Source organism: Cupriavidus sp. H19C3, assembly GCF_049393815.1.
Lineage (GTDB): Bacteria > Pseudomonadota > Gammaproteobacteria > Burkholderiales > Burkholderiaceae > Cupriavidus.
In genome coordinates, this window is sequence record NZ_CP184986.1 from 242,921 (window position 1) to 265,224 (window position 22,304).

Annotated in this window: 22 protein-coding genes; 17 read left to right on the top strand and 5 right to left on the bottom strand. The window is 66.4% G+C overall.

From position 1 onward, the window contains the following. Positions 1 to 122 precede the first annotated feature (122 nt). Positions 123 to 899 carry an enoyl-ACP reductase gene (gene fabI / locus DFLDMN_RS20605; protein WP_423199733.1) on the top strand — a complete coding sequence of 259 codons (777 nt, stop codon included), beginning with the start codon at positions 123 to 125 and terminating at the stop codon, positions 897 to 899. Positions 900 to 1,027: 128 nt separating this feature from the next. Then, entirely contained in the window at positions 1,028 to 2,284 is a 1,257-nt protein-coding gene (locus DFLDMN_RS20610) for a serine hydrolase domain-containing protein (RefSeq protein ID WP_423199734.1), read from the top strand. Between the two features lie 51 nt (positions 2,285 to 2,335). Here the strand turns inward: DFLDMN_RS20610 and hisN are convergent, their stop codons facing one another. After that, positions 2,336 to 3,133: a histidinol-phosphatase gene (gene hisN, locus DFLDMN_RS20615; RefSeq protein WP_423199735.1), complete on the bottom strand. Its 798-nt coding sequence runs from the start codon at positions 3,131 to 3,133 to the stop codon at positions 2,336 to 2,338. A gap of 294 nt (positions 3,134 to 3,427) precedes the next feature. Continuing rightward, complete coding sequence (locus DFLDMN_RS20620) at positions 3,428 to 4,093, bottom strand: peroxiredoxin-like family protein (RefSeq protein WP_423199736.1); 666 nt, start codon at positions 4,091 to 4,093, stop codon at positions 3,428 to 3,430. A 272-nt stretch (positions 4,094 to 4,365) separates the two neighbouring features. Here DFLDMN_RS20620 and DFLDMN_RS20625 point away from each other — a divergent pair, with 272 nt between their 5' ends. The 15 genes from DFLDMN_RS20625 (at position 4,366) to DFLDMN_RS20695 (ending at position 19,606) form a co-directional block, all read left to right on the top strand. Continuing rightward, on the top strand, positions 4,366 to 5,631 hold the full coding sequence (locus tag DFLDMN_RS20625) for a 4-aminobutyrate--2-oxoglutarate transaminase (protein WP_423199737.1): 1,266 nt from the start codon (positions 4,366 to 4,368) through the stop codon (positions 5,629 to 5,631). Between the two features lie 265 nt (positions 5,632 to 5,896). Beyond that, the gene (locus DFLDMN_RS20630) at positions 5,897 to 6,886 is read left to right on the top strand and encodes a Bug family tripartite tricarboxylate transporter substrate binding protein (RefSeq protein WP_423199738.1); all 990 of its coding nucleotides are present in this window, start codon (positions 5,897 to 5,899) and stop codon (positions 6,884 to 6,886) included. A 263-nt stretch (positions 6,887 to 7,149) separates the two neighbouring features. Beyond that, the gene (locus tag DFLDMN_RS20635; RefSeq protein ID WP_423199739.1) at positions 7,150 to 8,049 is read left to right on the top strand and encodes a LysR family transcriptional regulator; all 900 of its coding nucleotides are present in this window, start codon (positions 7,150 to 7,152) and stop codon (positions 8,047 to 8,049) included. Positions 8,050 to 8,231: 182 nt separating this feature from the next. Beyond that, positions 8,232 to 8,711 carry a VOC family protein gene (locus DFLDMN_RS20640; RefSeq protein WP_423199740.1) on the top strand — a complete coding sequence of 160 codons (480 nt, stop codon included), beginning with the start codon at positions 8,232 to 8,234 and terminating at the stop codon, positions 8,709 to 8,711. 272 nt (positions 8,712 to 8,983) lie between these two features. Further along, positions 8,984 to 10,306 carry a histidinol dehydrogenase gene (gene hisD / locus DFLDMN_RS20645; protein ID WP_423199741.1) on the top strand — a complete coding sequence of 441 codons (1,323 nt, stop codon included), beginning with the start codon at positions 8,984 to 8,986 and terminating at the stop codon, positions 10,304 to 10,306. 5 nt (positions 10,307 to 10,311) lie between these two features. Then, the gene (locus DFLDMN_RS20650; RefSeq protein WP_423199742.1) at positions 10,312 to 11,079 is read left to right on the top strand and encodes an SDR family NAD(P)-dependent oxidoreductase; all 768 of its coding nucleotides are present in this window, start codon (positions 10,312 to 10,314) and stop codon (positions 11,077 to 11,079) included. Continuing rightward, complete coding sequence (locus DFLDMN_RS20655) at positions 11,076 to 12,125, top strand: LacI family DNA-binding transcriptional regulator (RefSeq protein WP_423199743.1); 1,050 nt, start codon at positions 11,076 to 11,078, stop codon at positions 12,123 to 12,125. The genes DFLDMN_RS20650 and DFLDMN_RS20655 overlap by 4 nt, the downstream gene beginning before the upstream one ends. Further along, positions 12,122 to 13,096: a 3-hydroxyacyl-CoA dehydrogenase gene (locus DFLDMN_RS20660; protein ID WP_423199744.1), complete on the top strand. Its 975-nt coding sequence runs from the start codon at positions 12,122 to 12,124 to the stop codon at positions 13,094 to 13,096. The genes DFLDMN_RS20655 and DFLDMN_RS20660 overlap by 4 nt, the downstream gene beginning before the upstream one ends. A 67-nt stretch (positions 13,097 to 13,163) precedes the next feature. Continuing rightward, entirely contained in the window at positions 13,164 to 14,159 is a 996-nt protein-coding gene (locus DFLDMN_RS20665) for a Bug family tripartite tricarboxylate transporter substrate binding protein (RefSeq protein WP_423199745.1), read from the top strand. A 20-nt stretch (positions 14,160 to 14,179) separates the two neighbouring features. Further along, positions 14,180 to 15,583: a 3-isopropylmalate dehydratase large subunit gene (leuC, locus tag DFLDMN_RS20670; RefSeq protein ID WP_423199746.1), complete on the top strand. Its 1,404-nt coding sequence runs from the start codon at positions 14,180 to 14,182 to the stop codon at positions 15,581 to 15,583. After that, a complete protein-coding gene (gene leuD / locus DFLDMN_RS20675; RefSeq protein ID WP_423199747.1) occupies positions 15,580 to 16,185 on the top strand; it encodes a 3-isopropylmalate dehydratase small subunit in 606 nt (201 codons plus the stop codon). The genes leuC (DFLDMN_RS20670) and leuD (DFLDMN_RS20675) overlap by 4 nt, the downstream gene beginning before the upstream one ends. Positions 16,186 to 16,220: 35 nt before the next feature. Beyond that, a complete protein-coding gene (locus DFLDMN_RS20680) occupies positions 16,221 to 17,084 on the top strand; it encodes an isocitrate lyase/PEP mutase family protein (protein WP_423199748.1) in 864 nt (287 codons plus the stop codon). Positions 17,085 to 17,123: 39 nt separating this feature from the next. Continuing rightward, positions 17,124 to 18,095, top strand: coding sequence for a tripartite tricarboxylate transporter substrate binding protein (locus tag DFLDMN_RS20685; protein ID WP_423199749.1), 972 nt, complete (start codon positions 17,124 to 17,126; stop codon positions 18,093 to 18,095). A 169-nt stretch (positions 18,096 to 18,264) separates the two neighbouring features. Beyond that, complete coding sequence (locus tag DFLDMN_RS20690; protein WP_423199750.1) at positions 18,265 to 19,065, top strand: UPF0149 family protein; 801 nt, start codon at positions 18,265 to 18,267, stop codon at positions 19,063 to 19,065. Between the two features lie 142 nt (positions 19,066 to 19,207). Then, positions 19,208 to 19,606, top strand: coding sequence for a VOC family protein (locus DFLDMN_RS20695; protein ID WP_423199751.1), 399 nt, complete (start codon positions 19,208 to 19,210; stop codon positions 19,604 to 19,606). A gap of 344 nt (positions 19,607 to 19,950) precedes the next feature. Here DFLDMN_RS20695 and DFLDMN_RS20700 read toward each other — a convergent pair whose 3' ends face one another. The 3 genes from DFLDMN_RS20700 to leuC (DFLDMN_RS20710) form a co-directional block, all read right to left on the bottom strand. Then, positions 19,951 to 20,115, bottom strand: a complete 165-nt coding sequence (locus DFLDMN_RS20700; protein ID WP_423199752.1) for a hypothetical protein — start codon at positions 20,113 to 20,115, stop codon at positions 19,951 to 19,953. 77 nt (positions 20,116 to 20,192) lie between these two features. Continuing rightward, positions 20,193 to 20,831: a 3-isopropylmalate dehydratase small subunit gene (gene leuD, locus DFLDMN_RS20705; RefSeq protein WP_423199753.1), complete on the bottom strand. Its 639-nt coding sequence runs from the start codon at positions 20,829 to 20,831 to the stop codon at positions 20,193 to 20,195. Further along, positions 20,831 to 22,264, bottom strand: coding sequence for a 3-isopropylmalate dehydratase large subunit (gene leuC / locus DFLDMN_RS20710; protein WP_423199754.1), 1,434 nt, complete (start codon positions 22,262 to 22,264; stop codon positions 20,831 to 20,833). Before leuC (DFLDMN_RS20710) ends, leuD (DFLDMN_RS20705) begins: the two co-directional genes overlap by 1 nt. Positions 22,265 to 22,304: the final 40 nt, after the last annotated feature.

A 22,304-nucleotide genomic window follows, 5' to 3' on the forward strand; every position in this document is an offset into this window, starting at 1 on the left:
AGGGGGGCGAAGGGGGCGAAGGGGGGCGAAGGGGGGCGAAGGGGGGCGAAGGGGGGCGAAGGGGATCAGGCAGGGGGGAGCGGGGGGAGCGGGGGAAAGCGCGACATCACTGGGAGAGCGACATGACGGACCATCAGCCCGTGCTTGCGGGTGCCAGGGCACTCGTATGCGGCATCGCCAACGAGCATTCCATCGCCTACGGCTGCGCCAAGGCATTCCGCACGCTTGGCGCGGAGGTTGCCATCACCTATGCCAACGAGAAGGCGCGGCCTTACGTCGAGCCGGTGGCGCAGGAGCTGGGTGCGCCGATCTTCCTGCCGCTCGATGTCGCCAGCGCGGAGCAGATGGAAGCGCTGTTCGCGCGCATCCGGGACACCTGGGGACGGCTCGATATCCTCGTGCACTCGGTGGCATGGGCGCCCAGGGAGGATTTGCAGGCCGGGCTGCTGGAGTGCTCCGCCGAGGGCTTTGCCAGGGCGATGGATATCTCGTGCCATTCGTTCGTGCGCATGGCGCGGCTGTCCGTACCGCTGATGACGGACGGCGGCGTCATGTTCACCATGAGCTATCACGGCGCCAACAAGGTCGTGCCCAACTACAACGTCATGGGCCCGGTCAAGGCCGCGCTGGAAGCCGCGGCCCGTTATCTCGCCTACGAACTGGGGCCGCGCGGCATCCGCGTGCATGCCATCTCGCCCGGTCCGCTGCAGACCCGGGCCGCCTCGGGCCTGAAGGACTTCGACCTGCTGCTGGCGGAAGCCGCGCAGCGCGCGCCGCTCGGCGAACTGGTCGACATCATGGACGTCGGCTATACCTGCGCCTTCCTGGCCACGCAGTATGCCCGCCGCCTGTCCGGCGCCACGCTGTATGTGGACGGCGGCGTCAATATCATGGCCTGAAAGCCCGGCGCCGGCCGTGGTGCCCCCGTTCCGCCTGTCTCGCCCCACGTAGGGATTGAATCCGCCAGCCGCCGTCTGTACTCTGGCGGATCCCACGCGTTTCATGGTGGCTACCAGGAGAAACGGTTATGCAAGGCAAGGCAGTGCAAGGGATGTGCCGCGACCGGCTGGCACGGATCGAGCGGTTCCTCGATGACAACTATGTGGCAACCGGCAAGCTGCCGGGTGCGCTGACGCAGGTGTGGCGGCGCGGTGAACTCGTGTGCAATTCGGTGCTGGGCATGGCCGACCGCGAGCGCAAGACCCCGCTGGCGGAGGATTCGATCTTCCGTATCTACTCGATGACCAAGCCGATCACCTCGGTGGCGATCATGATGCTGTTCGAGGAATGCAAGATCGCCCTCGACGATCCGGTCAGCAAGTACATTCCGTCGTGGGAGAATCTCGGCGTCTACGCCGGCGGCTATATGGAAAGCTTCCAGACCCGCCCCGTGCGGCGCCCGATGCAGGTGGTGGACCTGTTGCGTCATACCTCGGGCCTGACCTACGGCTTCCAGCAGAACACCAACGTCGACGCGGCGTACCGCAAGCACAAGGTGGCCGACCGCACCACCGAGGGCGGCACGCTCGACGACATGATCGAGCAGCTCTCCACGTTGCCGCTGGAGTTTTCGCCGGGCGAGGCATGGAACTACTCGGTGTCCACCGACGTGCTCGGGTATCTGGTCGGCAAGATCAGCGGCATGCCGTTCGAAACCTTCCTGCAGCAACGCATCTTCGACCCGCTCGGCATGGTCGATACCGGCTTTCATGTGCCGGCCGACAAGGTGTCGCGTTTCTGCGCATGCTACGCGGTGGGGACGCTGGGCTCCAAGGTCATCTCGCGGCATGGGCCGATGCTGCAGGACGATCCGCAGGAGAGCCCCTACCTGAAGCCACCCACACTGGCGTCAGGCGGCGGTGGGCTGGTCTCGACGGCGGCGGACTACATGCGCTTTTCGCGCATGCTGCTGCAGGGCGGCGAACTCGATGGCGTACGGTTGCTCGGCCCCAGGACGCTGGCGCTGATGACGGCCAATCATCTGCCGGGCGGCGTCGACCTGCCGCGCATGTCGCGCTCGCTGTTCAGTGAAGCGACGTACGACGGCGTGGGCTTCGGGCTCGGCTTCGCCACCACGATCGCGCCAGCGGCCACGCTGATTCCAGGCAGCGCGGGCGATTTTTTCTGGGGCGGGGCCGCCAGCACGTTCTTCTGGGTGGATCCGCAGGAAGACCTCATCGCGCTGTTCCTGACCCAACTGCTGCCATCGTCGGCGTATCCGGTGCGACGGCAGTTGCGCACCATGGTGTATGGCGCGCTGACCGAGAGCGCGCGGGCGCGATAGGCGGTGCTGCGGCGGCGGCCCGTTGTCGCCACGGCTGCCGCCATGGTTGCCTCAGCCGTTGCTGTTGCTGTTACCGCTGCCGTTGTCGTTACCGTTACCGATGCCATTGAGCACGGCAAGCGCCTGCGCATGCAGCGCGCGGCTGGCGGCGGCGACGATGCGGCCATCGAAGCCTGGCCCGATCGGCGCGCCGTGCCAGTCGGTCACGATACCGCCGGCATGCTCGATGACCGGGACCAGTGCCATCACGTCGTACGGCTGCAGGCTCGCCTCGATCACGAGGTCGCAGCAGCCGGTGGCGAGCAGGCCATACGCATAGCAGTCGGTGCCAAAGCGGCGCACGCGCACCTGCCGGCTGACGGCGGCAAAGGCCTCCGCATCCGTGCCGGTGAACATCTCGGGCGAGGTGGCGAACAGCCGCGCCTCGCCCAGCGTGGCACAACCGCTGACGCGCACGGGCTTGCCGTTGAGCGTGGTGCCGCCCGCATGCCCGACCCAGCGCTCGCCGAGCATGGGCATCTCCAGCACGCCAAGTACCGGTACGCCCGCGTCGAGCAGCGCGATCAGCGAGCCGAACAATGGCACGCCGCAGATAAAGCTCCTGGTGCCATCGATCGGATCGACCACCCATGTGAGTCCGTTGCCGACCGTGCCGCCGTCTTCCTCGCCATAACAGGCGTGATCGGGATGGCGGGCCGCAATGGCCTGGCGGATTTCCCGTTCGATTTCCTGGTCGGCCTGCGTGACCGGCGAGGCATCGGCCTTGATGGAAACTTCCAGTTCCGAGCGGAAATAGCGCCGCGCGCGCGCACGCGCGAGGTCCGCCAGTTCGTTGGCGAAGGGGATCAAGGCTGAGTACGCGTCGCTGGCCATCGTTGCAGTCCGCCGGGAAAGGGGTCGAGGAAAGGGTCGAGGAACGGGTCGAGGAAAGGGTCGAGGAAAGGGTCGAGGAAAGGGTCGAGGAAAGGGTCGAGGAAAGGGGCCGGGGGAGGGCCCAGGTCAAAGATGCTGCCACGATACGTATGTTCCCCGGCGTCCGCAAGCGTGGCGTCATTGCCGCGCCGGCCAGTGCTGCCCGGGTCGGTCTGGAGCCCTCTTGGCCCACGCCGGCCCTCGATGGTCCTCGATGGCCCTCGTTGGCTTTTATCGCCCGGCCCGCTCGAGCACGGGGAGAATCTCCGACGGGTCGGGGCGACGCGTGTAGTCCGGGTTGATCTCCGAATACAGCACCGTGCCGTCCTGGCCAATCACGTAGCGCGCCGGCATCGGCAACGTCCAGCTCGGGTCACCGTTGAAGGCCGGCAGGTCGTTCTTGAGCGTCTTGTACAGATCGACGAGGTAGTCGGGCAGCGCAAAGCGCAGGCCGAACGCCGCGGCCACATCGTTGCCGACGTCGCTCAGCACCGGAAAGCCGAGTGCGTTGGTGCGTACCGACTTGCGACTGTTGACGGCCGTTTGCGGCGAGATGGCGACCACGTTGGCGCCCAGCGCCTGGAATCGCGGCAGCGCCTCGTTCAGCGCCTGCAGCTCGATATTGCAGTACGGACACCAGACGCCGCGATAGAAGCTGACGATGAGCGGCCCCTGGGCGAGTCGTGCGGCCGATGACACGGTGTTGCCTTCCTGGTCGAGCAGCGCGAACGCGGGGGCGCGCTCGCCGGCCTTGACCGCGCGCGACGCCTGGCCGCTGGCAATCAGTTCGGCGGTGGCGCGTGCCATGATCGGATGGATTTCCGGCGGCGCGTGATAGGGCGGCTTGCCGGCCTTGAAGTCGGCCTTGAAGGCGTCGAGTTTGTCCTGGAGTGCCATGAGATGAGCCCCGGTGGTGGTTGGTCGTGGCGCAATGTTGCGATACCGCGCCCGGCGCCGGTAGCCGGGTACGCCGCATATCACTCATGCCCGGGTGGAATAGTCCCCGCGGACACCACGGTCGCTGCGAAACAGCGACGTCACCACGCGCCGGGTGAAATTGGCCCCATCGAATTTCAGGAAGTGGCGCTGGCATGTGGGGCCAAATCTGATTGAAATGGGCAACAACGCCGCTGTCGGCGCCAACCTGCCACTTCGCCCCATTCTGTGCCATGAAGAACATTGAACTGAATCAACGTCGCAGCCTTGCCACGCCCCGTGGTGTCGGCGTGATGTGCGACATGTATGCCAAGCGCGCCGAGAATGCGACGCTCTGGGACGTCGAGGGCCGCGCCTATACCGACTTCGCCGCCGGCATTGCAGTACTGAATACCGGCCACCGCCACCCGCGCGTGATGCAGGCCGTGGCCGCGCAGCTGGAATGCTTCACCCATACCGCGTACCAGGTGGTGCCGTACGAAAGTTATGTGTCGCTGGCCGAGCGCATCAATACGCTGGTGCCGATCGCCGGCCTCAACAAGACGGCGCTGTTCACCACCGGTGCCGAAGCCGTGGAAAACGCCATCAAGATCGCGCGCGCGCATACCGGCCGGCCCGGCGTGATTGCATTCTCCGGCGCCTTCCACGGCCGCACGTTGCTGGGCATGGCGCTGACCGGCAAGGTGGTGCCGTACAAGGTAGGCTTCGGGCCGTTCCCGTCGGACATCTATCACGCGCCGTTCCCCAACGCGCTGCACGGCATCGGCACCGAGCAGGCCTTGCAGGCGCTGGAGCACCTCTTCAAGAGCGATATCGACCCGCAACGCGTGGCCGCGATCATCGTCGAGCCGGTGCAGGGGGAGGGCGGCTTCCAGCCCGCGCCCGCCGACTTCATGCGGGGATTGCGCGCGGTGTGCGACCGGCACGGCATCGTGTTGATCGCCGACGAGGTGCAGACCGGCTTCGGCCGTACCGGCAAGCTGTTTGCGATGGCGCATCACGATGTGCAGCCGGACCTGATCACGATGGCCAAGAGCCTGGCGGGTGGCATGCCGCTCTCCGCGGTGTGCGGGCGTGCGGAGATCATGGACGCGCCGCTGCCGGGCGGCCTCGGTGGCACGTATGCGGGCAACCCGCTGGCCGTGGCCGCGGCGCACGCCGTGCTCGACACCATTGCCGAGGAAAACCTGTGCGAACGCGCCGCCGACCTGGGCGCGCAGTTGCGCGCACGGCTCGATGCCCTGCGTGCGCAATGTCCGGCCATGGCCGAAGTGCGCGGCATCGGCTCGATGATCGCGGCCGAGTTCTGCGACCCCGTCAGCGGCCAGCCCGATGCCGGGTTTGCCCGGCGCGTGCAGGCGCGCGCGATGGATGCCGGCCTGATCCTGCTCACGTGCGGAACGCATGGCAACGTCATCCGGTTCCTGTATCCGCTCACGATTCCCCAGGCGCAGTTTGACGCGGCATTGGCCGTGCTGGCCACGGCGCTGACCGCCTAGCGCGCTCACGCCAACATATCGAAGGTGTGTGCCAGGCACCGATCAAGTGCCAGGCACCATGAAACAGCACCAGCCGCGGCCGCACCGGCAGGAACATTCATCCAACCGGTGCGCCATACCCGCCAACTTCATGGTTTTGAAGGGGGCGGACGGGGCTCGTGTCGAAGCTGCCGCGATGCCAGTGGCACGCATATTGCGGAATGCATCACGGCCACGTTGCGCATCGGCGCGCATGGCCAATGTTCGAATCATCGAGGGTACAGACATGCATTTGTTTTCTTTCCGGGCGCTACCGCTGCGCGCACTGCTTTCCATCACCATGCTGGCCGCGTCGTCGGTGGCGCTGGCGCAGGCGCGCGACTGGCCCACACAGCCGGTGCGCATCGTGGTGCCGTTCCAGGCCGGCTCCGCCACCGATCTCATCACGCGCCAGCTTGGCGCCGGACTGGGCAAGGAGTATGGCCAGACGTTCGTCGTGGAAAACCGCCCGGGCGCGGCCGCGATGATCGGCAGCGAGGCGGCCGCGCGTGCGCCGGGAGACGGCTACACGTTGCTGATGTCCGGCCCTGCATCGATGGTGACGAACCGCTTCCTCTACAAGAAGCTCAGCTACGATCCCGATGCGTTCGAGAAGGTGGCCGTGGTGGCCGTGACGCCCAACATCCTGCTGGCCAATCCGTCGCTGCCGTTCAGGACGCTGCCGGAAATGGTGGCATATGCCAAGGCCAATCCGGGCAAGCTCACCTACGCGTCGTTCGGTACCGGCACGACCTCGCACATCGCCGGCGAAATGCTGAAGGCCGCGGCCGGCATCGACATCGTGCACGTGCCGTACAAGGGGGCGGGCGAAGCGATTCCCGCGCTGCTGGCGGGGCAGGTGTCGATGTACTTCGACACCATCATAACCGGGCTGCCCTTTGTGAAGAGCGGCAAGCTGCGCGCGCTGGGCATGTCGACGGCGCGCCGTTCGCCGCAGGCGCCCGAGATCCCGACCATCGCCGAGCAGGGCTATCCCGGCTTCGATATCGCGCCGTGGTACGGCATCGTCGCGCCCAAGGGCACGCCCACCGAGGTGGTAACCAAGCTCAATATGTCGATCAACAAGCTGCTGGCCACGCCCGATTTCCGCGAGAAGCTGGCTGTGACCGGCGCCGAGCCACGCGGGGGCAGCGTCAGCGACTTCACCGCGATGGTCAACGCCGAGATTCCGCGTACCGAGAAACTCGTCAAGCAGTCCGGCGTGTCGCTGCAGTAAGGCCACGCCGGGGTGGACCCGCGCGGGGCCGTGCTGGGCCGTAGTCGGCGGTAGCGCTGTCGCGACGGCGCCATGTCTCGCGCGTGGGTTCTCCCCATGACACGGCTCGATCATGAGCGCGGACCGGCGCACGCGTCGCTGGCCGCATCCGGGCGTTCGGGAAGGTATGCTTGCAAGCCATGGAACCGGCTTGCTGAGGTGCGGCGGCTTGCCGGCGTACGGCTCCGGTGAGCCGACCTTCACACGCAACCCCGGGGACGTTCGTGGACAAGATGATTGCGATGGAAACGCTGGTGGCCGTGGTCGAGGCGGGATCTTTTTCCGGCGCCGCGCGCATGCTCGACGTCGGCCAACCATCGGTATCGAAGACCGTGGCGCAGCTAGAAGACCGCCTCGGCGTGCGCCTGCTGCTGCGTTCGACGCGCGGCCTCTCGCCGACCGAGGCCGGCATCCGCTACTACGAGCATGCCAGGCGCGCGCTCGAAGCAGCGGCCGAGGCCGAGCAGGCCGCGCGCGGTTCGGGCGGCACGCTGTCCGGCCGCATGCGCATCAGCGCCGCCGTGACCTTCGCGAGCCTGCATGTGATTCCGCATCTCGCGGAATTCCTGGCGCCGCACCCGCAGTTGTCGATCGACGTGCTGCTCGACGACGGCAATCTCGACCTCACCACCAACGGCATCGACGTGGCGCTGCGCATGGGCGAGCTCGCGGATTCGTCCATGACTGCACGTCGCATTGCCCGCACCGATCGCCTCGTGGTCGCGAGCCCCGCCTACCTGGCCCGGGCCGGCGTGCCGGCGTCGCCGGCGGACCTGAGTGCGCATCAGGCCGTGGTTTACGAGCGGCAGGGCGGCGGCGCGGCGTGGACGTTCCGGCGTGGCAGCACGGAGGCGGCGGTCGATGTGTCCGGCCGCATCCGCGTGACGGCGGCGGAGGGTGTGCGTGCCGCCGTGCTCGCGGATATGGGACTGGCGGTGGCCTCGCGCTGGATGTTCTGGCACGAGTTGAGGAGCGGTGCGGTGGTGCGCGTACTGGAGGACTGGGACTTGCCCGAGCTCGATCTCTGGGCGGTGTTTCCCACCGGCCGCATGCCGACGGCGAAGGCCCGAGAGTTCGCCGCGTTCGTCGAGCGACTGCTCGCGACCGGCGGCGAGGCGCGATGATCGATATTGCGCCGCAGCAGACGGCGACGCGTTTGGTCATGCCAGCGGAGTGTGCGATATTGTCGGCTCCCGACCACGGCAGCGGCGTCGTCACCGCCACCGTCCACGGTGCGAGACGCGCGTGGGTGTGAGTTGGCAGGCAAGCAGGCGGATGCCGGTGCACCACTCAGAGGAGCCACGATATGCCAGCCAAGAACACGATCTGCGTGTGGTACGAGAAGGATGCGCTCGAGGCAGCCAACTTCTATGCCAGGACCTTTCCGGATAGCGCCGTGGGCGCCATCTTCCACGCACCGAGCGACTATCCGGCCGGCAAGCAGGGCGACGTGCTGACGGTCGAATTCACCGTCGCCGGCATTCCGTGCATTGGGCTCAACGGCGGCGCGGGCATCAAGCACAGCGAAGCGTTTTCGTTCCAGATCGCCACCGACGACCAGGCCGAAACCGACCGCCTGTGGGACGCCATCGTCAACAACGGCGGCCAGGCAAGCGTGTGCGGCTGGTGCAAGGATCGCTGGGGCATCTCCTGGCAGATCACGCCGCGCGTGCTGACCGCCGGCATCGCCGACCCGGACCCCGCCGTGGCCAAGCGCGTTTTCGAAGCGATGATGACCATGGGCAAGATCGATGTCGCCGCCATCGAGGCCGCGCGCAAGGGTTGATACGCGCCGCGCGCGATCCTTTCTGTAGAGAGTCGCCCGTATCGGATCGCGCCCCGATCACGCCAAGCCACCCCGCGTGGCTCAACAAGGCGGACTTCGACGCATTCGCGCGGGCATACCCGCATCGCTGCCCGACTGATCGGGCGCGTCATCTCATTGCCAGCTCCTTCCTAGGGTAAATACCGAGTTTGCATACGAATGCAAGGCCCCTATTCTGGCCGGGTGGTGCATACGTATGCACAGCCCGACGTTCCCAAGAAAACGGAGACCCCATGATTCGCTATCTCAAGCGTGGCCGTGACCTGCAGGCTCGCGCCGAGGACGACACCGCCGTCCGCAACACCGTTGAAAGCATCATCCGCGACATCGAAACCCGCGGCGACGAAGCGGTGCGCGACTACAGCAAGAAGTTCGACAACTGGGACCCACAGGACTTCCGTCTCTCCCAGGCCGCGATCGAAAAGGCCATCAAGCGCCTGTCGGCGCGCGAGCTCGAAGACATTCGCTTTGCCCAGACGCAGGTGCGCAACTTTGCGCAGATCCAGCGCGACTCGATGCTCGACGTCGAAGTGGAGACCCGTCCCGGCGTGTTCCTCGGCCACCGCCACGTGCCGATCAGCGCGGTCGGCTGCTATATCCCCGGCGGCAAGTACCCGCTGCTGGCCTCGGCCCATATGAGCGTGCTGACCGCCAAGGTCGCCGGCGTCAAGCGCGTGGTCGCCACCGCGCCGCCGTTCCAGGGCGAACCCCACCCCGCCATCGTCGCCGCCATGCACATGGCCGGCGCCGATGAAATCCTCGTGCTCGGCGGCGTGCAGGCCGTGGTGGCCATGGCCGTCGGCACCAACAGCATCGCCCCGGTGGACATGCTGGTCGGCCCCGGCAACATGTTCGTGGCGGAAGCCAAGCGCCAGTTGTTTGGCCGGGTCGGCATCGACCTGTTCGCGGGACCGACCGAAACGCTGGTAATCGCCGACGATTCGGTGGACGGCGAGATGTGCGCGGTGGACCTGCTGGGTCAGGCCGAACACGGCCCGACCTCGCCGGCCGTGCTGCTGACCGATAGCGAAGCGCTCGCGCACGCCACCATGGCCGAGGTCGAGCGGCAGCTCAAGATCCTGCCGACCGCCGCGATCGCCGCCAGGTCGTGGGCCGAGTTCGGCGAAGTGATTGTCTGCGACACCCGCGAAGAAATGCTGCAGAAGGCGGACGAGCTGGCTTCCGAGCACGTGCAGGTGATGACGCGCGACCCGGACTGGTTCCTCGACAACATGAGTAACTACGGTGCGCTGTTCCTTGGCCCGCGCACCAACGTCGCCTTCGGCGACAAGTGCATCGGCACCAACCACACGCTGCCCACCAACAAGGCGGCGCGCTACACCGGTGGGCTGTGGGTCGGCAAGTTCCTGAAGACCTGCACGTTCCAGCGCGTGACCACCGATGCGGCCAGCGCCGAGATCGGCGAATACTGCTCGCGCCTGTGCCATATGGAAAACTTCGCCGGCCATGGCGAACAGGCCAACCTGCGCGTGCGCCGTTACGGCAATCGCCCGGAAGTGCCGTGGTACGAGCCGGTTCCGGCGCTGGAGGGCTGACCGTCGTGACGACGCTGCCCAAGTTTGGCGGCTTCCGTCTCGACGGCAAGCGCGCGCTCGTCACCGGCGGGGGCCGCGGCCTCGGTCTGGCGGCGGGCGTGGCACTGGCGCAGGCCGGTGCCAGGGTCACGCTCGCTGCCCGTTCCCGGGACGAGCTCGACGCCGCCTGTGCCGCGATTCGTGAACAGGGCGGCAGCGCCGATGCGCTGGTGCTCGATGTCACGGACGCCGCCGCCGTCCGCCGTGCCATCGACAGCCGTCCGCCGTACCAGATTCTCGTCAACAACGCCGGCATGAACCGGCCCAAGCTGCTGACCGAGACGCCCGACGAGGATATCGACGCGGTGTTCGCCCTCAACGTGAAGGCCACCTTCTACGTTGCGCGCGAGGTGGCCCGCAGCCTGCAGGCGGCCGGCCTGCCTGGCTCGATCATCAATGTGTCCTCGCAGATGGGACACGTGGGAAGCCCGCGCCGTACGCTCTATTGCGCGAGCAAGCACGCGGTGGAAGGCATGAGCAAGGCACTGGCGTGGGAACTCGGCCCGGCCGGCATTCGCGTCAACACGCTGTGTCCGACCTTTATCGAAACCGCGTTCACGGCGCCGATGTTCGAAGACGCCGCGTTCCGCCGTTTCGTGGTCGACAAGATCGCGCTCGGCCGGGTCGGCACCATCGACGAAGTGATGGGGCCGGTGGTGTTTCTCGCCAGCGACGCCTCGAGCCTGATGACCGGCAGCGCGCTGATGCTCGACGGCGGGTGGACCGCAGCATGAAGGCCAAGGTTACCGCGCATGACGTGGCCCGGCTCGCGGGCGTCTCGCAGTCGGCCGTCAGCCGCGCATTCACCCCCGGCGCAAGTGTCGCGCCCGAGACGCGCGAGCGCATCGAGGCGGCCGCGCGCAAGCTCGGCTATCGTCCCAACGCGATCGCGCGCAGCCTGATCACGCGCCGCAGCCGCATCATCGGGCTGGTCATGAGCTATCTCGAAAACCAGTTCTATCCAGTGGTGATCGAGCGGTTGTGCCAGGCGTTGCAACAGGACGGCTATCACGTGCTGCTGTTCATCAGCGAGACCGAGGATGCCGACGACGTGCTCACCGACATCCTGCAATATCAGGTCGACGGCATCGTGATGGCTTCCACCACGCTGTCGTCGGCGCTTGCCAATGACTGCGTGCAGGCTGGCATTCCGGTGGTGCTGTTCAACCGCGTGGCGCAGCCCAGCGCGCTGGGCGGCGATTCGACCAGCTCCGTGACTTCACAAAACCGCGAAGGCGGACGGCTCGTCGGCGAACTGCTGGTGCGCACGGGCCATCGCCGCATTGCATGGCTGGCGGGCGCGGAGAACGCTTCCACCAGCCGCGACCGCGGAGCCGGCCTGTGCGACGCACTGGCCGACGCCGGCCTGCCCCTGTATGCGCGCGGCGTCGGTCATTACGACTTTGCCGAAGCGCGGCGAGCGGTGCTTGCACTGTTCAGTGACCCGGCCCGACGCCCCGACGCGCTGTTCGCTGCCAACGACCACATGGCCATCGCCGCGCTGGAGACACTGCGCAGCGAACTCGGCATGCAGGTACCGCACGATGTGTCCGTGGTCGGCTTCGACAACGTGCCGCAGACCGCGTGGCCCTCGTTCAACCTCACCACCGTGCAGCAGAACATCGAACAGATGGTCGATGCCACGCGCACGCTGCTGTTCGAGCAGATCGGCGGGCAGGTGAGGGCGCGCAGCGTCACCGTGCCTTGCGTGCTGGTCGAACGCGGCACCGTGCGCGCGCGCATGCCGCATTCGCACGACAACACTCACGAGACAACATGATCGACAAACACGACCTTCACCAGTTGTGCGCGGGCCGTCCCGTGGCGGTAGTCGGTGCTGGCCTGGTCGGCGCTGGCTGGGCCATCGTCTTCGCGCGTGCCGGACTGCGCGTGAAGATGTTCGATGCCAATCCGGAGATCACGCGCCAGGCGGTGCCGCTGATCGCCGCGCAACTCGACGGACTGCGCCGGCACGGCCTGATCGACGAAGACCCGGCTACCGTGCTGGCCCGCATCACGCCCGTGTCCACGCTGGCGCAGGCCGTCGGCGACGCCATCTACGTGCAGGAGTCGGTGCTCGAACGTGTCGAGGTCAAACGCCAGCTGATGGTGGACCTCGATGCGCTGATCGCGCTCGACACGATCGTCGGCAGCTCGACCTCGGGCATTCCCGGTTCGGCGTTCGCACTGGGCTTGCCGATCTCGCCGCGCGTGCTGATCGCGCATCCTGTCAATCCGCCGTACCTCGTTCCCGTGGTGGAACTGGTGCCGTCGCCCGAGACGTCGGCGGCGGCGACCGACTTCGCCGGCGCGCTGATGCGCGCGGCCGGCCAGGAGGTCGTTCACGTCCACAAGGAGATCGAGGGCTTTGTGCTGAACCGCCTCCAGGCCGTGCTGCTGCGCGAAGCGTGGGCGCTCGTGCAGGAAGGCGTGGCCAGCTGCGAGGACGTGGACAAGACGGTTCGCGACGGCCTTGGCTGGCGCTGGTCGTTCATGGGCCCGTTCGAGACCATCGACCTCAATGCCCCGGGCGGCGTCGCCGACTATGCCGTGCGGCTCGGTCCGCTGTATCAGCGTATCGCCAGCGCGCGCGCCCACGACCAGCCCTGGGATGCCGAACTGATCGGGCAGGTGGAGGCGCAACGCCGCGAGCATCTGTCCCATGACGACCTTGCGTCGCGCCGCGCATGGCGCGACGAACGATTGATGGAGTTTGCCGCCGCCCGCCGCCCAGGCGCTCCGCGCGGCTGAATCGCGACTCACCGCAATGAAAGGCACGCAGATGCCTTCCCCCACATACAAAATGACAGGAGACTTCGTGAACCAGCCTCACGCCAACATCCGCCGCCAGCTGCTGGGCGCCGCCTTCGCCCTGACCGTCTGCGGCCTGCCCGCGGCGCATGCGCAAAGCGATTACCCCAACAAGCCGATCCGCCTGATCGTACCGTTTGCCAGTGCCGGCGTGACCGACACCAGCGCGCGCATCGTCGCGGAAAAACTCGGGCAGCAACTGGGCCAGCAGATCGTCGTCGACAACAAGCCCGGCGCGGGCGGCAACATCGGCACCCAGATGGTGGCCAGGGCCGAACCCGATGGCTACACGCTGCTGCTCGGCTACGACGGCACGCTGGTGATCAATCCCAACGTCTACGCCAAGGTGCCGTTCGATCCGGTCAAGGATTTCGCGCCGATCGGCAAGATCGGTGACGCGCTGCTGCTGATCGCGGCCAATCCGAAGCTGGGCGTCAAGAACGTCGCCGACCTGCAGAAGTACGCCAGGACGCTGCCGGGCGGGGTGTCCTACGGCAGCGCCGGCAACGGCAGCACCACGCATCTGGCAGGCGAGATGTTCCATCAACGCACCGGCATGGCGATGACGCACGTGCCGTACAAGGGCGGTGGCCAGGCGCTGCTCGACGTGGTGGGGGGCACGTTGCCGATCACGTTCGCGGCGGTCACCGGCGCCATGCCGTTCGTCAAGAGCGGTCAGGTCGAAGCCCTGGCGGTGACCTCGCGCGAGCGCGCGCCGTCCCTGCCCAATGTGCCGACGCTGATCGAAGCCGGCCTCAAGGACTTCGAAATCAACTCGTGGGTGGGCCTGCTCGCGCCCGCCAGGACGCCCAAGCCGGTGCTCGACAAGCTCAGCACGGCGCTGCAGAAGGTGCTGAGCGATCCGGCCATGCGTGAACGACTGGCCTCGCTCGGTATCGTCGCCACGCCGGGTACGCCCGACGCGTACGGCCGCGAGATCGTGCGCGACCTCGAAAAGAACAAGGCCATCACCAAGGCCGCTCACATCAGTCTCGACAATTGAGATCGCATGGAGCCCACACCATGACCACCTTATTCGACAAGATCTGGGCTGCCCATGCGGTGGCTCGCAACGAGGCGGGCGAGGACCTGGTCTATATCGATCGGCACCTCGTGCAGGAGGTCTCCAGCCCGCAGGCATTCGCGAGCATGGCCGAGTCCGGCCACACGCTGCGTTCGTCGCCACGTCATATCGCGGTGCAGGACCATAACGTTCCGACCACCGCCGACCGGCTCACCAACATTCCCAACGCCGAGAGCCGCGAGCAGATTGCCACGCTGCGGCGCAATACGCAGGCGACGGGCATGCGGCTGCTTGATCTCGACCATCCGCTGCAGGGTATCGTCCACGTGATCGCGCCCGAGCTCGGCTATGTGCTGCCGGGCAGTACCGTGGTCTGCGGCGATTCGCATAGCGCCACGCTGGGTGCGCTGGGCGCGCTCGCCTGGGGCATCGGGACGTCGGAAGTCGCGCACGTGATGAGCACCCAGAGCCTGTGGATGCGCAAGCCGCGCACGCTTGGCATCCGCGTCTCCGGCGCGCTCGCCAACGGTGTCTACGCCAAGGATCTGGCGCTGGCGATCATTCACCATATCGGCACCAGCGGCGGCAATGGCTATGGCGTCGAGTACTTTGGCCCGACCGTGCAGGCGCTGTCGATGGAAGCGCGGCTCACGCTGTGCAACATGACGATCGAGGCCGGTTCGCGTTTTGGTCTGATTGCGCCGGACGCGACCACCCTCGCTTATCTGCGCGAGCGCGTCGAGGGTGCCGCGCGCGAGCACTTTGATGCGGCGGCGGAAGTCTGGAGCACGCTGCGTACCGATGATGCCGCCGACTTCGATCGCAGCGTCGCCTTCGATGCCGCCACCGTCGCACCGCTCGTGACGTGGGGTACCACGCCGGCGGACAGCGCCGCGTTCTCGGGCCACGTGGGCGACGGCGCAGCGCTGAACGATGCCACCGAGCGCGCGCGGATCGAAGAGAACCTTGCCTACATGGGCCTCAAGGTCGGCCAGCCGCTGTCGTCGGTACCGATCGACGTGGCCTTCATCGGCTCCTGCACCAATGGCCGTCTCGAGGATCTGCGTGCGGCGGCTGCCGTTGTGCGCGGCCGCCGCGTGGCATCGACCGTGCGTGCGCTGGTGGTGCCCGGCTCGGGCAGTGTCAAGCGCGCCGCGGAAGCCGAAGGGCTCGCGCAGGTGTTCGTCGATGCCGGCTTCGAGTGGCGCGAGCCGGGCTGCTCGATGTGCATCGGCATGAACGGCGACAGCCTCGCCCCGGGCCAGCGCTCGGCGTCCACCTCCAATCGCAATTTCGAGAACCGGCAGGGGCAAGGCGGCCGCACGCACCTGATGAGTCCGGCCGCCGTGGCCGCATCCGCATTGCAGGGGCGGCTGACCGATCCCCGGGAGTACCTCGCATGAAAGCCGTCATTGCAGAAGTCCAGGGCCGCGCCGCGGTCATGCCGCGCGACGACATCGACACCGATGCGATCTTTCCGGGGCGCTTTCTGCGCCTGGTGCAACGCACCGGCATGGGCGCGCATCTGTTTGCCGACTGGCGTGCCGAGCGCCGGCCGGAGGTAGCCTTCATGGCCGACGCGACGCCACCGCGCATGGTGGTCGCGTTGCAGAACTTCGGCTGCGGCTCCTCGCGCGAGCATGCGGTGTGGGCGTTGTCCGACTACGGCGTGAGGGCCGTCATCGCACTGTCGTTTGGCGACATCTTCCGCAACAACTGCGTAAAGAACGGCGTGGTGGCGGCGACCGTGACGCCTGACGATCACGCACGCGTCTTGCGGGCTCTCGCTGCGGACAAGAATGCGTCGCTGCACCTGCGGGTGTCCGAGCGCACGCTGCAACTGCCAGATGGCAGCGTGATCCCCATCGCGCTCGCGGCCGGTCATGCCGAGCAGTTGCTCTCGGCCGAGGACGAAGTCGACCGCACGCTCGCGCACGATGCCGCCCTGCGCGCGTACGAGGAACGTGTGCGGCACGAACAGCCGTGGCTGGCCTCGATCGGCTGAACCGCCTTACCCCCTATTCAAGTACAGGAGCCGCCATGGCCAATCCCATTCTTCGTCAAAAGCTCGCAGCCGGCGAGTTCATCACCATCCCCGGCGTGCAGGACATGATCGCCACCGTGATGACCAGCAAGGTCGGCTTCGACATCATCTACGGTTCGGGCTACTGGCTCACGGCATCCAGCCTCGGTCTGCCGGATGCCGGCATCGCGACCTATACGCAGATGGTCGATCGCATGCGCACCATCACACGTACCTCGAAGGCCGCGCTGATCGCCGATGCGGACACCGGATATGGCGGTCTGCTCAATGTGCACCACACGGTGCGCGGCTACGAGGAAGCCGGCGTGACGGCGATCCAGATCGAGGATCAGGAATTTCCCAAGAAGTGCGGCCATACGCCGTTCAAGCGTTGCGTGCCGGTGGAGGACATGGTCGAGAAGATCAAGGTTGCCTCGGAAGCGCGCGAGGACAAGGAGAACTTCCTGATCATCGCCCGTACCGATGCGCGCGCGAGCCTCGGCGTGGATGACGCGATGCGGCGCATGGAAGCGTACGCCAAGGCCGGCGCCGACATCCTGTTCTTCGAAGCGCCGCAATCGGAAGACGAAATGCGCCGCGCGTGCGAGGCGTTCGACCTGCCGATGATGGCCAACATGGCCGATGGTGGCAAGACGCCGATCCTGCCGGCCAAGGTGCTTGAGGAGATCGGCTATGCGCTGGCGATCTTCCCCGCCATGACCAGCCTCGTGGCCGCGGCGGCAATGGAGAAGTCGCTGCGCCATCTCAAGGAAGCCGGCACCAGCCTGTCGCCGGACATCCCTATGGCCGATTTCAACGAATTCTGCCGGCTGATCGGCTTTGAGGAAGTCTGGGACTTCGAGAAGCGCTGGGCACGCTGAGCATGGCTACCAACTAGAAAATTCACGGAGGAGACCGACATGTCGCTCATCAACACCAAGTTCCCTGTCACGGCGCTGGCCTTCGCCACGCTGGCCGTGGCGACGTCCACGCAGGCCCAGCCCGCATGGAAGCCCGATCGTCCCGTCACCATCGTCGTGCCTTACGTCCCCGGCGGCGGCACCGATGCCTCGGCGCGCGCCACCGCCAAACTGCTCGGCGAGCAATGGGGCCAGCCGGTGCTGGTGGTCAACCAGCCCGGCGCCGACGGTCTGATCGGCACGCGCAAGGTCACCGAAGCCAAACCTGATGGCTACACGCTGCTGTTGCAGACGCCAGCCATCGTGCTGACCAAGCACGCGCCGTCGTTCACCGGCACGGACCCGTTGGCCAACCTCGTTCCGGTGACCAACATCGCGCAGTCGCCGGGCGTGATCGTCGCCAATGGCAAGTTCCCCGCCACCTCGCTGCCCGAGTTGATCCAGTACTGCAAGACGGCGCCGACGCCATGCTCGATGGGTACCGGCGAAAACGTGGCCAAGCTGTTCGGCCAGCAGTTGAAGGCCGAGGTGCTGCCCAACCTGATCGTCGTCAACTACAAGGGCACGGCGGCCATCATTTCCGACATGATCGCCAACAACGTCAACTTCGCCGTCACCGGCGTGGCGTCCGCGCTGCCGCATCAGAAGGCTGGCACGCTGAAGATCGTGGCCAACCAGGGCACGCACCGCTTTGCCGGCGCGCCCGAGGTCCGCACGGTGGTCGAAACCGGGCTGCCGCAGTACGAGTACACGACGTGGTTCGGCCTGTTCGCGCCGAAGGGCACGCCACCGGCGGTCACGCAGAGCATCTACGCGGCTGTGCGTGAAGCCATGCGCAGTCCCGAACTGCAGACCGCGATCACGGCGGCGGGCGCGGAGCCGCTGGTGAACACGCCCGACGAGTTCGCGGCGCAGGTCCGGAAGGAAGACGCGCGCTTCACGGCGCTGGCGAAGCGGTATCCGCTGAACTGAGTGGTTTGACGGGCTCGCGCCCGGCATGGCGCGCCGTACCGGAACGTCACGGTCTCGCAGGTCGTACGAGGCAGGTCTGCACGGGGGGCGCGCTATACTTCGCGGGGATGCCTTCGCGGCGACGCGTCTAGCGCATCCCCACCCACTCCGCACCGCGAAAACCTGTCTCATGACCGAAGCCACCGCCCTGACGCCCGACGAACTCCAGGAGCTTGACGATCTGCTGGACGACCTCCGCCAGCGCGCTGAGGAAATCCCGCAATGGGAGTTCTGCGACGGCTTTCTTACGGCCCTGGTCTGCACGCGCCGCCGCATTCCGGCTGCCGACTACCTGCCCATGCTGCTGGGCGACGGCGCGGCGCTCGACGTTGCCGAGGGCACCCCGCTTCCGTTGCTGCCCGCGTTCCATGACGCGGCCCAGCAGACCCGCTTCATGGCGCTGTGGCAGCGTCGATGGGACGAGGTGGAGCATCAGCTCGACCAGCCCGTGGAGACGCTGGAGGACGAACGCACCTTCCATCCCGAAGCCATGGACATGCGCGGCGCCATCTTGAGCCTGCCCGAGGAAGAGCGCGCGGAGATGGACGGGCGGGAAATCCCGTCATTCGGCCAGGTGTGGGCGCTCGGCTTCATGTTCGCGGTGGAGAACTGGCCCGAGGAATGGGCCGCCCCACGCGACAAGGAAGCCGCCCAGTGGCTGGACGACGCGCTCGACGCCATTGTCGCGCTGACCGAGGACGACACCGGCCAGCCCGAGATCTCCATGTACAGCGAGGATGGCCCGCCCAGCACCAGCCAGGCGCGCGTGGAAGCCTTCGGCGAGGCGATCTGGGCGGTCTACGACCTGCGCCAGATCTGGAAGAGCCTGGGCCCGCGCGTGGAGACCGTGGTGAGGGGCGACCAGCCCGGCCGCAACGACCCATGCCATTGCGGCAGCGGCAAGAAGTTCAAGAAGTGCCACGGGAGATAAGGGTCAGCCAGAGCCGGATTGTAATTTGACGGCGTGTGGATTCGAGAATGGATAATGAGAAGCCGAGGATCTACGGCAGGGATAGTTATCACGCTCATGTTACTTAGGTGTGCCCGCCATCAGGCCAAAAGGAGTTCTCGATATGGATAAATCCGCCGTCGATTTGCGTTCGTTTTCTTTCGTCCTCGCAGTACCCGACCTTGAGCGCAGCGCGTCATACTTTCGCGACGCACTGGGCTTTCGCCTCGAATGGCCGGAAGGTTCCGGCTGGCAACTCGCAGCGAGAGGGGAAGTGCGCATTATGATGGGCCATTGCCCGGATGCACTTGCGCCATCGGCAATGGGCGATCACAGCTATTTTGGCTATTTCCACGTCGACGACGCCAATGCCCTTCACGAAGAATTTCTGAGCAACGGCGCCATTATTTTGCAGCCTCCCGCCGATAAACCTCACGGGATGCGAGAGTTCGTCGTGGCGACGCCTGATGGGCATCGAATGATGTTCGGCCAGGATTTGGCTGTGACCAGGCCGGAGGAATAGCCCCTTGCCTGCGGTGTCATCCGCACGCGACGACCCATCGCCGTCACTCGCAAGTTCCGCGCGTTGTAACTTTCCCCGGTATTTGTTACGTAACGCGTAACGCCCTGCATGGGGTGCCACAGCTTGCGGTGGCGGCATCCGGCCCCCATGGATTGCATGTAAGTTATTGATTTAAATGGAAATGTCTCGGAGCGCGGGAGGTGATCGGCGCCCTCGCGGGACACCAGTTGACGCTGGCACGTGCGTTGCAATGATTACGGTAGCGGCTATCGGATCCGCGAACAAGCTGAACTGCCACCCCAGGCTGTGTCCCGCGCAGCCTGGGGTTTTTTCATGGGAAACGCCTATCGCTCACGGGTTACGCTGATGCCGCTGTCCACCGTGCCGTAGGCCGTGACGCCCGACTGACCGTTGCTCGCGCCCGGCCCGCCCGCACATCCGGCGGCCATGCCCAGCAACAGCGTCAGCCCAAACGCGCTACGGGTCGCTCTTCTCCACCTGCCTTTCATGTCGGATTCCTTTCGTGCGATGCCATCGAAGTCGATAGGACGATGGCGATAGCACGAAAGTTTCCGCACGGCGCCGCTCAGGCAAACAGCCACGGCTCCTGCGCTTGCCGGATCGCCTCGTACGAACGGATGGTGTCCGTTCTGTGCAGCGTCAGGCTGATGTCGTCAAGACCGTTGAGCAGCCGCATCTTGCGGCTGGCTTGAAGGTCGAACGCGATCGTCTGGCCACCCGGCGCACGGATCTGCTGCGAGGGGAGGTCGATATGGAGCGTCATGCCGGGGCGCTGCCACACCAGCGTGAACAGATGGCCGACCACATCCGGCGCCAGGACGATCGGCAGGATGCCATTCTTGAAGCAGTTCCCATAAAAGATATCGGCAAAGCTCGGGGCGACCAGCGCGCGGATACCGAAATCGCGCAGTGCCCACGGCGCATGCTCGCGGCTCGATCCGCAGCCGAAGTTTTCGCGCGCCAGCAGGATGCGGGCACTCGCGTAGGAGGACTGGTTCAGCACGAAATCCGGATTGCGTGGCCGCGTGGAGGCATCCTGGCCGAGCCGGCCTTGATCGAGGTAGCGCCATTCGTCGAACAGGTAGTCGCCAAAGCCGGTGCGCGAGATGGCCTTCATGTACTGCTTGGGGATGATGGCATCGGTGTCGATGTTGGGCCGGTCGAGCGGCGCCACCACGGCATCGAGACTGGTAAACGGTTCCATCAGACTGCCTCCTGCGAAATATCGACAAAGTGCCCGGCAATCGCCGCGGCGGCCGCCATGGCGGGACTGACAAGGTGGCTGCGTCCGCCCGGGCCCTGGCGCCCCTCGAAGTTGCGGTTGGACGTGGAGGCGCAGCGTTCGCCGGGAGCCAGCCGGTCATCGTTCATGGCCAGGCACATCGAGCAGCCGGGCTCGCGCCATTCCAGGCCGGCGTCGAGAAACACCCGATGCAGCCCTTCGGCCTCGGCCTGCGCCTTCACCAGGCCCGACCCCGGCACCACCAATGCCTGGAGCACGGACGCGGCCTTGCGCTTGCCCACCACGACGGCCGCCGCGGCGCGCAGGTCTTCGATACGGGAGTTGGTGCACGATCCGATAAAGACCTTGTCGATGCGGATATCGCGTATCGCCGTGTTGGGTTGCAGCGCCATATAGTCGAGCGCACGTTGCAGGCCAGCACGCCGTACCGGGTCGGGTTCGTGCGCGGGATCTGGCACGCACCCATCTGCCGTGACGACCATTTCCGGCGAGGTACCCCACGTCACCATCGGCCGCAGCGTCGTCGCATCGATCTCTACCGTGCGGTCGAAGCGCGCACCGGCATCGCTGACCAGCGTACGCCAGTAGGCCACCGCCGCGTCCCAGTGTTCGGCGCGCGGGCTGTACGGCCGGTCGCGCAGATACGCGATGGTGGTTTCGTCGACGGCGACCAGGCCCACGCGCGCGCCGGCTTCGATAGCCATGTTGCACAGCGTCATGCGGCCTTCCATCGAAAGCGAACGAATGGTGCTGCCGGCGAATTCGATGGCAAAGCCCGTACCGCCCGCCGTGCCGATGCGGCCGATGATGGCAAGGACCAGGTCCTTTGCCGTCACGCCCTTGGGCAGCGCGCCGTCCACCTGTATCAGCATGGTCTGCATCGGCCGCATGGCAAGGCATTGCGTGGCCAGCACGTGCTCGACTTCAGACGTGCCCACGCCAAAGGCCATGGCTGCAGAGGCGCCATGGGTGCTGGTGTGCGAATCGCCGGCCACCACCGTCATGCCGGGCAAGGTCGCGCCCTGCTCGGGGCCGACCACGTGAATGATGCCCTGGCGGTTGCTGAAGATATCGAACTGCGTAATGCCGAACTCGCGGCAGTTCGCCTCGAGCTGGCGGATCTGCTGGCGCGACAGCGGGTCGGCGATGCTGTCGACGCTGGCGCGTTCGGCACGGGTGGTCGGCACATTGTGATCGACGGTGGCAAGGACCGTCTGTGGCCGCCAAGGCTGGCGGCCGGCAACGCGCATGCCCTCGAAGGCCTGCGGACTGGTCACCTCGTAGACGAGGTGACGATCGATATAGAGCAGGGCCTCGCCATCTTCATTGGTATCGACGAGATGACGCTGCCACAGCTTGTCGTAAAGCGTGCGGGGTGCCATTGCGGTTTGCATGGTGAACTTGCGGATAGGGAGAATGCGGATAAAAACCCCG